This window comes from Novipirellula herctigrandis, from assembly GCA_007859835.1.
GTDB classification, from domain to species: domain Bacteria; phylum Planctomycetota; class Planctomycetia; order Pirellulales; family Pirellulaceae; genus Novipirellula_A; species Novipirellula_A herctigrandis.
On the sequence record SJPJ01000001.1, the window covers coordinates 2,531,471 to 2,546,262 of the forward strand.

Consider the following 14,792-nt stretch of genomic DNA (forward strand, 5'->3'; position numbering starts at 1 on the left):
TTCTAACCTTTTCTCAGGATTATCATGGCAATTTCACCGGGTAGAAGACGCCCCGGCGGACGATCCCAAGTGGTCTGCCAATGACTGTCAGCGATTCGGGAGCAACTTTTTGAGGCGTCGCCTTTGCGCTGGTTGATTGATACTGCAAACGAACTGAAATTCGTCCGTCAAATTCAGCCCATTTACACATCGCTAACGTGGCGCGTGCTCTCGTTGCTTTAAATGCGTTTTCGGATGAGCGAACTAACCTTAACCGTTGATCGTGCAAATCTTGGCTCGCAGCTTCGGTAACTCGTTCAAACGCGATGACAGCACCTGATGCCAACGCGACATCTTTTCCATCAACTTTGAACTTGGCTTTCTCGAGCTGCGACCCGTCGATCTCCAGAAGGAATACGCTCGACGGATCGAAACCCGGAATCGCGATATCAGCACTCGCGATACTCTCTTCACTTTCCTTGGAAAGCGAATCAAAGCGATACATCTTTATGCCAGTATCAGAGCGTTCTAACCCAGCGGGTAGCGGTGCGTCGGGCGACGGCCGTGATCCGACAGTCGTAACGCACATGTCAATCGCAGAGGGCAACGCACGCTTTACTCTCAAGTGGTCAATCGGTGCCGCGTTGTTTCGCCCGGCCGCGTAGGCTGCTTCGGCTTCGGAGGTAGCTGGAAGCCGTGGCATGAGAGAGTGAGACAGCACGATCTGTCGATCGCCCATCGAAGTGATGATTAAGCATCCGTCGTTTTGAACAACTTCGTGATCCATATCTCTCAGATCGACAGCGATCGTTTTAAGAAGCTGAGCCTCGGTTTTCTTATCTAGCCGTGGGCGTTCTTGCTGGCCGAGAACATGCTTCAGCAGCGCGGAACCCAGTTCGCGATCGAGATCCTGGTGCAAGAATCGGTTGCCATAGGATCGCAAGCATTTGTAACACGAAGACTCGCAATCACAGCCATCTAGTAAGTCGATTGCTTGACGCAAAATTGCTTCTGGATCGTTGACCGCTGCTTTGACAAACCCGGCACCGCCTGGCGTTGTGTCATAAAGATAGACATCTACTTCAGCACCACTACGGCCTTTGTCAGTTTGAGCCGCTCGATACTCGGCCCCGATGTTCGATCGGTCAATTTCAAGCTTGTCCGAAGCGCAAATAGCCAGTGCTTGAGCAACTGTGGTCAAGCTGATTTTTGCGAGCGTTGAGCCAGGCGGAAGTAAAACATCGCCGCCCATTTGGAAACGGAACAGAGAAACGTCGGAAATGAACTTGGTGCCCAAACTGACGATTTGCGTGAACCCTGTGCAAGTCGGCCGATCACGATGGTTCGGATATGGCTTCGGGTGATTCGCTCGGTTGTTCAAGTAAGAACGCTCTTGATCGTGCCATCCTTTCGGCTCGATTCGACCGCATCTTAAACAATAGACAAACCCTCGGTTCTTCAAGTCCTCGCTGCCGCGGTTCGTCAAGAAGAGTTCCTCCTTCTTGGTCCAAACCGTGAAGCTTCTCTCACCGAATGAACTGGTCTGGCCGATTGAATCACCTTCTCGGAAAGGAGCATTCAATTTTGCCTGAGTAGGCCGTGTGTAATCGGGTGGTTGATCGACTGCCAGTTCTTCATCCATGTCTGCTGGGTGAGCAAATCCGGGTGGCACGATCCAATAAATAGCAGGACCAAGCCCGCCAGGCTCGTTGCACGACGGGCAATCCAGAACCTCACGTTCGTAATGCTCGCCGCCATGCTCTTCGAGTTTTGCGTAGCCACAACGATCGCACTCGAAATAGAGCATTCGTTTTTCCCATGCTTTGTCGCGTTCTCCGCGCATCGGGCTGTAGAGGGCGAACGAGTAGTGTCGCTTGCCGTCGATGAAGACTTCGCGACCGGGCGCGTAGCTGGAAAGTGCTTGGTCGAGTCCCCGTTGCGGTGCGTACTTGATAACGCTGCGATGTGCTGTTGACCGGTTACGATCAAATACCGTCATGCTGACGACATCGGTTGGGAACGCATACGACGGTAGCGTTGCGGTCTCGAACAAGCGATCAAGCAAATTCAGTGTTTGACGGCCAGCTTCAGGCGACTCAGACACATCAGTGTCGGTATCACTGTCGCTACTGGATTTGATGGAAGCATCGGGGTCATCATCTCCGAAATCTTCATCGTCGTCTGACCAACTGAATGCTGATTCATTTCGCTCCTCTGGTGACTCTTCAGTCTCGGGCGGTTTGTAGTCGCAGTTAATTTCGGTAAGGCGAGCCAGAAGTCGAGCAGGAATCTCGTTGATGTCATCGGACTCCGTGCTTTGCAAATATTCTTCTGGAACGATCGAGCGTATTGCCGCTGCGATTTCTGTTTCTTTCGCCGCCAACCAAGCCTGCAGCCCACGAAAACTGAACGCTTCTTCATCGCCGGTGCGAAAATCATCAACGCGGCCGAGAGATGAAAAGATGTTTGAAGTCGCGGCGGATTGTTGGTCATCGCGGATCCGCTCAAGCTGGAACATACTCAAGAGCAACGCATAGCCGTGCCGACGCACGATCTCGGAGTTCTCGAGATTAAGAACCGGGTCAGTTACCGGACCGCTAATCATTTCCGCCGGTCGTTTGAAGTATCGCTGATCGTGGGTACCTTGGTCTGCGTAGGTGATCACCGTTGACAGGGATGACCCACGCCGGCCGGCGCGTCCAGCACGCTGTTGATAATTCGATCGGTTCGGGGGAACGTTGCGGAGCGAAACCGCGGTCAAACTTCCGATGTCGATACCGACCTCCATCGTCGTTGTGCAACTAAGCACATCGACAATGCCGCCAGGCTCATCACCAGGACCAAGAACGTCGAGATCCTGAAATCGCATCTCGTGCCATTCAGCTCTGGAAAACGCATCTTGTGCGTCGATGGCTCCGATCGCGGCCGTGTGCTCCTCAGCAACAAAGGGGCGAAGGTCGCTTGTATTTTGGTCAACGTCCTTGCGATAGAAACCTTTTCGCGTCATGAAGACGTTGTCCAGCGTCTTGTTCTGTTTGAATAGCGCTCGCAATGAATCGGTCGAGCTGCATTCAGGACAAACACCCAGATAGAACGGATGATTCGGGATCGCAAAAGTGCAAACTTCACATCGAACCCAATCAATAAAACTGAGGTCAACGGCCAGCCTTTTTGGATCTACCAAGAAGCCATCGGCACGACCACTTGTACCGAGTCGTTCTTGAAAAAATCGGTTCCAAGGGCCACCGCCTTGCTGCCCACCAGCCAACTGTTCTTTGTAGAACGCATTGCCAACGCGGGGCTTCATCAGTTTTTCAAACTTCCCGCCACTGACTCTCAATCGGATTCCGCTGTCTTTGTTGCCGATCCACTCACCGGGCGTACCTGGCAAACGAATCGCTCTTTCGCGTGCCATTCTTAGCAGCCAAAACTCCAAGAGCCCTCGCCGTCGATCCTCGTCGGATTCGATCGAATCGGGTTGTTCGGGAGCCGGCAATTGGTCGAGCGTTTCTTGAAGGTAGTCGGAAACAACAGGAACCAGACAACCAAGCGCCAAACTCTGGACACCGGAAAGTGGATTGAAGAGAACCTCATACAACGAAATCAGGATGTCGGCCGGAGTACGCTCTGCAATTTGCGACGATGCTTCTTCAAATGCTTTACGCTTTGCTGTCTTCGATTGACACAGCTTCAATGCCAAATCCTGGTCTTGGTAAAACGTCCTCTGCTCAGTGTCTTTCAACTGCGGTCGCAGCCCGACGCCCTGCTCACTGGCCCCACACAGCAACGCCAGATAAACGTGTTCAATCGAGACGCGTTTTGTCTCACCGTCGAACCAACGGTTTGCAACGTAGCGAAGCCCGTTGATAAGCAAGGGACGAACGGCATCGCGAAGCGAATTTGATTTCAGCTTGCCGGCCAGTCGCGAAGCTGGCTGCCGGCCATCCGAGAAGACCAGCAGTTTACGTCCCTGGAGGGCCGTTTCATTTCCTGGTGTTGGTGGTTGCGACATCAGCTGGGCTGAAACGAGATGCTGGAATGGCTCATCACCCTTTGTCGCCATATTAGAAATGCCTGAGAAGCGATCTCGACATTTCGGACACTTGTCGAAGAGGCCGGCCTTTCGATTTCCCGCCGGGGCTTCCGCTGGGATGTAGACCGGGCGTGATGTTTGCGAATCAACAATTTGATCAAACAGTCGTCCCGTGACGGTCTCCAAGTTCATTTCTCGACTGCGAGTCGCATCGTCATCGTCTGAAGCATGCTCTTCGGGGTCATCCAGGCAAAGATGAATCGGAACGACCGCATCCATCGCATCGTCAACCTCCCCGACATCCTCGGACCATAGATAGTTTGGACGACGAACGCTCTGTGCATACGCCTGAAACATCGCCGTTCCACAGTTTCGACACGCCAACAGTTCAAATGTGCGGCTGCCACACTCGCATTCACGACAGGGCTGGACATACAGTTTTCCAGTAACGCCTTGCCCACGTATTGAATCTGGCAATGCGGAACAATTGGGGTCGCTGCATGCCCAGATCCCAGGAATCCCGCGAAAGAATCGGTGGACTCGCGCCGCCAATAGTGGCGTGTCTCCTGGCTTGTTCCGTGCCATTGACGCGGCTTCTACCAACACATCTGTTACTTTCTGAGCCTGGAGAGCCTCGCACTGCGGGAACAAGCGCATGGCCAATTTGCGAGTTTCTTGTGCGCCCAGATTATCACCTGTTTCGGTATCGCCATCGCAAGGAGTACCGGAGGTCAGATTTATCAATCGGCCGGTCACGCCAAGATCGACCAAAATGTCATAGAGAATTCGTGAGAGACCGAAGTGCAAACCCTTTTCTGTTGAAGGTTCGCTATCGTCACTCGCCACGACGCATTCGACATACCCCTCGTTGCGCCGCGCGCTTATCGTGACGGCGGAATCAGAACAGTCAAGTTCAACGACCGTCAGATACGCATTGTCGGTTTGTCTTTTTCCTCCATTAGCGATCTGGATCGTTTCTTCGACCAATTCGCCGCCTTCGATCATCCCAATTATGGTGACCTTGCATCGAGCTTTCGCCGACTCGCTCCCACTGGACTCGATGGTGTAGTTGGCCGGCGTGAGCGGTCGGCTTGAGACGCTCAGTAGCGGAACGATCGACTGGAAACGTTTCGTCGCGTCTTCCGAGAGCAAATCAGTCAAGGACACTTGAGCCATCGCACTGGCCAACTCAGCATCTCCGGCACTCGACGGTACCTTGGCTTCTTTCGTACCTTCAAGCCACTGAAATCTACTGCTCTCCGTTCCAGTCAAACCCGCCGCAAACTTCTTAGCCTGTTCACCATCCTCGAACGACGCACTAGTGGTGATGACCTGAAACTGATCGGTAGAAAGTTCCAAGCGATGACGCAAGCGGCGAATGAGCATCGCCACCTCAGTACCTTGGGCACCACGGTAAAGGTGAGCCTCGTCAAGAACGAGAATGAATCGCTCCTTCGGATTGGCAACGAAATAGTCGCGAGTCTGCTGGAAGATTGAACGTTCAATTGGCCGCAACATCATGTACTCGAGCATCGAGTAGTTCGTCACCAACAAATCCGGTGCTGCCGCCTGAATCTCGTGACGCGTTAGCAGTTCGGTGTCATCAGGATTTTCAACGGCTCGTCGTAGATTCCCGTTTGCATCCTTCCACACTCCACCAGATCCGAGCCAGCGAGCCAGACCAGGATCATCTCCGATATCCTTTGCCGGCCACTTGCCCATCTCTCGCATGGCGTCCAGCAGTTCGATTGCATCCCCATCGCCGTCAGCGGCCCGACGTTCCATATCCACAAAGAATCGAAGCCCGGCCAGTTTCTGTGAAATACGTTTCGTGTCATCAGGAATGACACCTGGAAACGGAGTCCGGCTCGTATAGCGCCCGAATTTCACTGGCCGGCCGCCGTGTTGATTGAACCAATCGCGTGTTGCTGGCGCGCCAAACAACCGTCGCAAACGCGAAAGCTGGTCGTTAACGAGTGCGTTCATTGGATAAAGCAACAATGCCCGAACGGCTCGCGTCTTAAATGAACTGGGTGACTGCGCCGCCTCGCGGCCAAGCCTGCCCATGATGGGAAGCAAGAACGTTTCGGTTTTCCCCGAACCAGTGCCGGTGGTTACGATCGTGTGCTTCAGGTCATCGCCCAGCACGGCTTCCAAGGCTTGAGCTTGATGCTCGTATGGCTGCGGAAAGACTACCTTGCCACCGGATTTTGTCGCAAGAAACGACAGCAACTGTTCGGCTTCGGCCGGAATACTCAGCTCACCGTACGGCTTGCCGATTGCATAGCGTGCCGAGCTTTCAATGAACGGCGAGTGGCAGAGCACCTCGGGTTGCTCCAGCAATTCTCTTCGCAGCCCAACCAATTGAGGGTCCGACAAGTGATATGCAGATTCAATGTAGGCGAGCAGTCGCTTTCGAATGGATTCCAGTTCGTTATACATGGCGTGGAGGTTTCCTTACCGAGGTTTATTTGGTTTGTCGGTGGTGGTTGATTCTTGTTGAGGCGGCGACGCCGTAGCAAACTCGCTTGCCGTCGGGCTTGCCTCATCACCGTCAACAGATTCCTCGGGAATCGGCACGGGGTCATCTTCCATCTCAATTACTGCCGTGCATTGCAAAACGACCTTCGCTTGGCCAGGATTGCTGAGGTGGTCGAGACTTCGCTCGAGAAGTTGTAAACGCATGTCACGACTTCGCTCGGTCAATTGCAACTCTTCTAGAAATTGAAGCAATCGAGGTCGGTAGTTGGCCGCAATGGCTTGCTGATTTGCCTCCGAAGCGTTTTCTTCTCGTTGCGCGATTTCATTCTCGATCTCGTGGACTGCTGCTCGCAACGCAAGCAGACGGTCTTCAGACTCAATCCGTATTACCTCCGAGCGCTCTTCAAACGCCTCGATTGCGGCATCGAGTCCAATGGCCCAAGTCGATTTTGTTGTTTGTGCGATCTGACCAATACAAAACGATGGCAGTTGCTTGATGTAGTCGGCTGGCAGTGGTTTGTTTTGGATGTTTGGGCGTTCCTTCTTGTGCCAATCGGCACCAAAGAGATCCGCAGCGATTTGCTCATCGCAAGGTTCCATTCGATTGCCTTGCCCTAATCGCCAAGCCAAGGACGCCAAGAACGGCGGTCGCTGAAGACGCACGAATCGTTCGTCTGACTCCAAGCCAGCCTTTAGGTTCGCTAGTACTCGGCCTCGCATGAACTCGCGTCGGGTTCCGGATTTTTCGGGCAGGTCGTGAAGCAAAACTTCTGTGATATTAGCACTGTCGTACTCTGCAGCCGGATCGACGAACCCCACACCACACAGGTAGCTGCCGCGATCAAGCTCGGTTCCTTTGGGATAATGTCGTTGGCCCAATGCATAGACGGTCATTCCAAGCGGTTCCGCATTCTTTCCCGCTCGCTCAAACGTTTGGACGAGGTCCTTATGCAGTGGTGACCCGAAGGACAGAAATTGCAGCGTCTCGTGTCGCAGATTTCCGTCGTGATCAGTGCCGGTTTCAACCTCAATTCGGGGCGGACGTTGGATATTCCCGCGAGCGATAAAGAACGGCGGGAAAGGGTGCTTTTTGTCTTGAACGGAATCCAGCTTCAGTTTCGCCGTTTTGCTTTGCCCAAGCGTGTAGAAAGTTCGGCTTCGCCTTCCATCAGCTTGTTTTTCGCCCCTGAACGTAACGATGTTGATCCACTTGTGGTTGCGCAGCATGTTGACCCATCGCGACAATGCTTCTTCGCTAGGTGATGTTACGTAACCAAGAGAACGGTTTTGCCGAAGGATTGGACCGAGATCCTTTCGGCGAGCAACTTGCTGATGAAGTCTGATCGCATTTTCTACGGTCCAGCGAGAACCCGATGGCACGGCAGTTTCCTTTTCCCTGCCTGATCGTCTGGGGACATCCTCAACTTCATCGCCTTCCGTATCGAACTCGAATAGCATCTGGCCTGCACCTGTGCCGGTCGAGATTGCCTCCGGTAAGGTTTTGGCATTAATGCTTGTTGAGATTTCCTCCAGCAATCGGCGTTCCGGGTCGATCGCCGTTTCAAAGATGCGGTATTCATCTAGGACCTCTTGGACGCCGATCGTCGGATCACCCTGCCGATGAAGTGTCAAAATACGAATAGGCTTTGGACGGCTATTGGGCCGTTCGGGGTCGACGAATTCACGACCGAGTCGATCGACGCGGCCAATCCACTGGTCAACATCCTCCGGCTTCCACGGAAGCGAATAGAAAATGAGTGCGTCGGCGGCCTGCAAGTTGTAGGACTGACGATACGCATGATGTGCGATCAAGAGCTGAGCATCGGACTCCTCGAATTCTCGTAGTTTCGATCCCGCCAGATTGCGTAGAGTTTGCGAGTCGAGTTCTTCGTCTCCATCATCGGACACACGCCGGTCATCGGTCGCAATGACGGTTTTCAGTCTGACTCGCCGCTCACGCGGGCCAACACGCGGCACTCGCCAAGACAGTTCATCAGCCAGCTCCTCTACCGTTACATTGTCCTCGGCAGCCAAGACGACTTTACGCGTTGGGTCTTCCTGCCAGAAACGCACCAACCAATCGACCAGGCAATCCAAACGCGAATCCGCATTCTCACGCCTTGAAAGCTCGCTCATCTTCACCAAACGCGGCTCATGCTCTGCTTCCCCACGACGCAAACGAGTCAATCGGTCCTGAAGGCTTTGACCACCTAGGGACGATCGCTGGAGCAATGAAGACGCCGCCTGCAGATGCTGGGGTTCGTGATGCTCTTCAAGGAATTCGCCAACGTAACTTGACGCTGCACGCATTCGGTCCCGCTCTGCGTTGGTCGGTTCGACGATCATTCGCTTCGGATGGCGACGCGGCAGATGGTCTGGGAAATCCGTGCGATACGATCGGAGGACATTGCGGTACTTCCATCGTGTATCCGCCAGCACTCGAACGCGACGAAACTCAGCGAACGATGAATATTGCTCGGAAACGCCTTCGGGAACGATAGCCGTATCCAGAGTGCCGTTTGTTACGTTTGCGCTGTGATTTTCAAACTGTTGTTGCACAAGCCGAAGAGCAGCGTCGCTTAAGTCACCAATGCGCGAACGGGTCCAATCCAAGTCCTCGTGGTTAGCGTCTCCATCGGCTTCTCTGCGGGCTCGCTCGATCCGTTCTGGCTCGAGGATTTGAAGCAACTCAAGGAATCTTCGCATGTCGCGCAAGTTCGGCGAAGCCGTTAACAACAGCAGACGCGGGAAGTCGGCCGAGTTTGCAGCGACGAAACGAAGCGTGTCCTGCTTCAGGCTTTGCGGCTCATCAAGGATCAGCAAGTCAAACGTATCAGGTGAAAGTGTCTCCGAGGGCTTCACCATGGCCGAATCATCGACAACGTCAAACCAATCCTCGCCGACCATCTCATCGCCCAGCTCAGCTGTGCATTGTGCCCGCCACGCAATCTCCTCGATCCACTGGCTCTGCAATTCTGCTCGCGGCACAACGATGCGAACTCGCAGCTTTCCGATCTGTAGCCTAAGGGCGTTCGCAACCATCAACGCTTGAATCGTCTTTCCCATTCCCACTTCATCCGCGATCAGATGGTGTATCCGAGCGGATGAAAGAATTCGCTGTACATTTTGGACTTGATGGGGATAGAACTGGGCGCGAATGCCAGATGCACCGCTGATTGGGCAGGATAGCTGTTCGACTCGCCGCCGCAGCGCCTGTACGCCGTGCATCAGCAATTCAAGGTCTTCGATTTCCGGCATGTCTACGTCGCCTCCTTGATCGTCTGAGCTGTATTCAACCGAGCGTTCTGTTCTAATCGCCAGGCAACAAACGCTCCCGCGCGTGCCACCGGACGGTCATGTAACAATTTCTCTAACACGGTTTCCCAGGGTTGTTTTCGTAATCGTTCGGGATAAATCAGGAGATTCAACCAGGTTTGCAATTCACTGGTCGCCCATGTTTGTCGACCTCGTCCGCGACCCAATGAACGACGTATCCAACTGTGCAAGTCCGAAGCACAATCCGTGATGCTCATTTCCGACACGTGCCACGCCAGCAATTCGTCGCCAGAATCGGCGGGAATAAGTAGATCAGCCAAATGAGCACCACAGAGACGCTGATTCGCGTGTCGAAGAGATGTAGTCAAGGCTTCGGCATCCACCATGACGGTGTCGTCATCAATCAAATACTGAAAGATCGAATCAAGCGGTTCAGCATCGTCTGCTTCGATTTCGGAAATGGAACCGTCCCACCAAGAATCGGGAAGAACTTGGTCAAACTCCGCAAGAACAATCGCCGGCAGCGAATCAGGTAAGGAGCGTTCGTCCTCCGATGGTGGTTGAAGCAGATCATTTCGTTTTGACTGACACTCCCACCAAATTTCGACTGGGTTTGCTGATTCGATTTTGCAAAACTCGCGTTGCTTGTGAATCCAGTTAGGGCCGCAAACGCTGTGCAGAATCCAGGCCCGAATTGCTTGGGCAGCTCCGACGCGATTGAATTCTGCCGTTAGCGACGAACTGCTTGCGGATGAAAGCTGCAAATACCTTTGAGTGATGGATCGCAGACCCGCGTTGTCGCCAACATCATCCATCTGCCTGAGAAGACGCTTCGGCGACAAAAGCTGACGCTGCAGCCGCGAATCGCCATGGACGCCCACGCGGGCATCGAAGTGCAATTCGTTGCCGTCCCGGTCCAACGCGATCGAAATGAACGGATCGCCCTTCGTTGGTTCGTCAATCCACGTACCGTTGATGACACATTGCCGGCGAACTTCAAATGGCCCATCGTCGCTGACGGCCAGGGGAATACCGTCTTCGTCGTGTTCCCACCAAAGCGTCTGTAGTTCCGCTTCAAGAAGCCATGTGTCGTGCGATAATCCCTCGATTTCGACGCTCAGTGAAAGATCACAAGGCGACTTCAAGACCGCAGCTGTCAACTGCTGAGAAAGTTCGTCCCAAACCGGATGATTCGCAGCGAGACGCGTCGGAATGCGGTCCAACCGAACCGTGACCGAAGCGTCACCCGGTGACAGGGTCATCTTGGCACTAAGATTCTCAATGCCACGGTCGCCGATGATGTCCAGGTTCAGACGGCGGTTAAACAAATCTTTTCGGGACAGCTCCGTTTCGCCGGCATCAACGTGCGAGACAACCGCATGCCAAGGCGTTTCGGGGTCTGGCTCAATAAAGCCGTCGCCCTTTTCATCGACAATAACAAACGAAAACGATTCAAGCTCTTGGTCTCCTCGAAGGACAACCAGTTCGTAGGCTCCCTTGGACTCGATTGATAATGTTGCGACCGATGACACCAATTCTCTCGCCAGTTCAGTTTGTCCTCGACGCAAGACCACCTGGACCGGTTCGTCTCCGATCACCGACACACCGATCTCGTCATCCGTTGTGTAAACCGGCTGATTCTTGGAGTCGATTGACACGGGCGAAGGTCGAAGCCAAGAGAAGGAGGCCTCAACTTTTTCCGACGCAACACTCGCGGGCGGCCAACCCAACCACTGGCGCACTTCCGCGTTGTCCGCCTCAAATTCGTAGATTTCGCCACCATCGACGTCACCAACATGCCGGCAATGCGATTCATCCTCTGCGGACCTACGCGACTGAACGACACTCCGTCGTGCTAATACCCATATCTTTCCGCGATGTGGCGTACGTGAACCAATGCAGTGAGAAGTGTCGTCGCTCAGATCCATCGGCGGAAACGCCAGCATTTCCGCCGCCGGAAATCGGACGCTTTCGAGCCAACCTTTCGCGTCATCATCAAGCGATAGTTCTTCAAGGCCAGTAAAGAAAGCTGTTTCGGCATCGGTCCGTGCGACGTAGCTGAAGCTGACCAAGAAATGCCCACGAGTTGAACGCAAGCAGTCGGACGGAATCGGATTGGCACCTGGGTGCCCCCAAGGTCGCACCTTCCATCGACCACGTATCGGCTTGAGTGAACGCTGAACGGACTTCGGCAATTCCGGCATCTCACCACAAAACTCGAAACCGCCGTTCTCGTCTTGCCGCAAAAAGAACTCGCCAAACCGTACTTCAGCCGCCTTGGTAGCTTCGCTTTTTCCTTCAAGATTCCTCGGCTTCGTCTTTCGCCCCGTCTCGACCTGGCGAACCGCTCGACGAATCTCTGGCTCATTTCTGAGATCTGTAATCAGCCGATCACGGAACGATTTTGAAAACAGTCCTGCATCGTCTAACGGCTTTCCGCCGAGTAGATCGCGAACGATCCCTGCAACAACAGCCGGCCGGTCCAACCAAGTTCGGAAACGCCGCGATCCAACCGGCGTCGAAATCTTTGCCAGATCAGAAACGATGGTTTCGTCCTTGAGTGCCTCATTCGTCACATCACGTCGAAAACGGCGCAGACAATCCGCGAATGGCCGGCGGATGTCCTTGGCTGCGACCGCATGCGTGATGGGCCAGGCGATGTGGCAAAAGGCCTTTTCCCAGTCGCTTTCGCCCGGCGCTACGCCGCCATAGCGTGCACTCGCCTTGGCGAACCAACTTGACAAGCGAACTCGATCATCGACGTCAAAAGCATGGCCAACCTTTTCCTCCAACCTTGGCCAAAAATCAGTGCCGTTCCCTTGGTACTCGTAACCAACCTCGACAGCACAAACCAGCAGCGGAAGATACGCCGACGACCAATCGAATGAGTCAAGCCGTTTGCACTGAAGCCCACTGCGAACTAATCCGCATAGCGTCTCACGTTCGTCGGCAGCAAGACCATGGTCCCCAAAATAGGTAGGCGCAACCGCGTTCTGTTCGGCCGATCGTTGATTCCCAAAGTGCTCAGCGAGCCTTTCGTGCGATTCTCGCAAAGCTTTCAAAGTTGCCCCTCTACCCGATATTTCCAGTGATCTGTTGTTTGAGTATTCGATTGAACGCAATTGGCTCCTACCTCTACAGAGGAGATTCTAGCGAGTGAATTGCGGCGATGTTGTGCAAGCTATTCATTCAAGGCGGCAGTAGCCATCCAAACGGATTGATGTTGGTTCTTGGTTGGCGTATCGCTGCGGGCGCACGCCTCGAAAGGACACTTTGACGCGGCTTGCTCGAACCGGGCCAATTGTTAACTCAAGCACGTGTTCGATAGCGCAACTTGCCTTCATCATTGAAATCGCTTTGAGCCTTGCGAAACTTCGCCAGTCAGATGATTCACCATGTAACCGATAGATTTCTTGGATCACGCTACCGTCGATCTTCACGTCACTGAAACTTCCTGAGATCGCATTTTCGATGAACTGTTCTTCACCGTAGCCAGAGCTCGATGTCGATGGTGGGTCGTTGAATAGCAATCGACCGATTCTGCGCTGCGCAATCTCATCTGGGCTAAGGCCTTGTACCGACATCTCCATCATTTGGTTTGTCGTCTGCTCACCTGACTTCAAGCGAACGGTATAGCAAGGCTTTCCACGTTCAATTTCATTGACCACCTCAAGCACTTCGACGTCACAGGCGTCTTTGTCAGCGGCATAACGGATTTTGCCTCGGTGGCTGAAGCCTCTCGGTTTCAGGGAAACGATTCTCGCTTCGGATTCCGGAGAGTGCGGAGTGAGCGTCAAGTCGATGCTGCCATCGGAATGGGAGCGAACTTTACTGGCCAAATGAAAGTCTTCACCAAGCATGACCCAAGTGCCTTTGGCTCGCACCGCTGTCGGATTCTTTTTGCTCGATTTGGATGCTTTGCTAGGTTTTGAAGACGCCCCACTGGCGGCTTTTCGTGGCCCGTGGTTCATCAGCACGATTCGGCCCGTTTGTTCACCAAAGAACATTGGCTGCTGACTTGGATGCGTTACGCACTGGTCAATAAAGTCGTACAGCGATCCCGCTGTCACCTCGCCTGATGTCGTTTTCGCCTCACCTCTCAGTCCGCGAACGAGAGCATCCGTGAAAAGACCATGACCAATTCCCGAATCTTCGTAGGCCGATTGATCCGGCTTGCATGCGGCCACGATCACCTTGCCGGTGCCTTTCACAGCCTTGAGTGTTCTGTTGATAATTGTTGTTTCGTCTGGGCCACTCCGCCGACGCAAAACACCTCCGGCATGACAGCAGTCCAGCCACAGGAACGCTCGATTTGCCGTGGTGGCATCGAACATGGCTTTCAGCTCTGCCAGCGGAACAGACGACAGCTTCGGTTGACTTCGATCGTAGTCGTACGGCAGATAAAAGTACTCGTTGCCCAACACCATCCCGTGGCCTGCCAAGTACGCGAACACCGTCCCTTCAGCCGGAGCATTCTGAAACAGAGATTTGAGTTGGTTTAATACCGATCCACGTTTCGCTTGGCTATTTAGCAAGACTTTTGTTGTCGCCTTCGTGAACATGCCTTTGCGAGATGCGAGCAGATCACCCATTGCCCGGACATCGTTGGCCACAGCGGGCAGCTTGCCAACTTCGGGAGCATAGTTTCCAACACCGACGATCAACGCAGATTGCTTCGCACCGCGCGAGGTTGATTTCTTCTTCATTACCGCCCTGTTACCTCGACGAATTGACTACGACATTTCGGGCAGCAAACCGGTGAACCCAGACGATCGCGTTCGTCTGGGTCTTTTCGGTCGAGAAGTTCAACCACAAACCGGTGGCCACAACGTTGGCAAATGAATTCCTTCACAATCATGACTGTCTCCTTGAACGCATGAGGATGTTGACACGGGAGAGCTAACGCACCTCTGATGCCAATGAACGATAGAAAGCGAGAAGAACAGCCATATAAGCTGTGTTTTGCGGCATGAAAAACTTCCCCCGCCATCAAGAACTACTGTCATTCGGACGCTATCTATGA

At 53.6% G+C, this 14,792-nt stretch carries 4 protein-coding genes; all 4 read right to left on the bottom strand.

Translation table 11 applies throughout. The annotated features are described in order from the left end of the window. Positions 1-22 precede the first annotated feature (22 nt). Positions 23-6,454, bottom strand: a complete 6,432-nt coding sequence (locus CA13_RS09440) for a DEAD/DEAH box helicase (RefSeq protein WP_146395807.1) — start codon at positions 6,452-6,454, stop codon at positions 23-25. Positions 6,455-6,469: 15 nt separating this feature from the next. Next, positions 6,470-9,751: a DEAD/DEAH box helicase family protein gene (locus CA13_RS09445; RefSeq protein WP_146395809.1), complete on the bottom strand. Its 3,282-nt coding sequence runs from the start codon at positions 9,749-9,751 to the stop codon at positions 6,470-6,472. 2 nt (positions 9,752-9,753) lie between these two features. Next, positions 9,754-12,831: a hypothetical protein gene (locus CA13_RS09450; protein ID WP_146395811.1), complete on the bottom strand. Its 3,078-nt coding sequence runs from the start codon at positions 12,829-12,831 to the stop codon at positions 9,754-9,756. 123 nt (positions 12,832-12,954) lie between these two features. Next, positions 12,955-14,475: a caspase family protein gene (locus CA13_RS09455; RefSeq protein ID WP_146395813.1), complete on the bottom strand. Its 1,521-nt coding sequence runs from the start codon at positions 14,473-14,475 to the stop codon at positions 12,955-12,957. Positions 14,476-14,792 lie beyond the last annotated feature (317 nt).

What these genes read in the sequence shown, in the direction of transcription:
- CA13_RS09455 (WP_146395813.1), bottom strand. Translation starts at nt 14,475, where the DNA reads ATGAAGAAGAAATCAACCTCGCGCGGTGCGAAGCAATCTGCGTTGATC.
- CA13_RS09440 (WP_146395807.1), bottom strand. Translation starts at nt 6,454, where the DNA reads ATGTATAACGAACTGGAATCCATTCGAAAGCGACTGCTCGCCTACATT.
- CA13_RS09445 (WP_146395809.1), bottom strand. Translation starts at nt 9,751, where the DNA reads ATGCCGGAAATCGAAGACCTTGAATTGCTGATGCACGGCGTACAGGCG.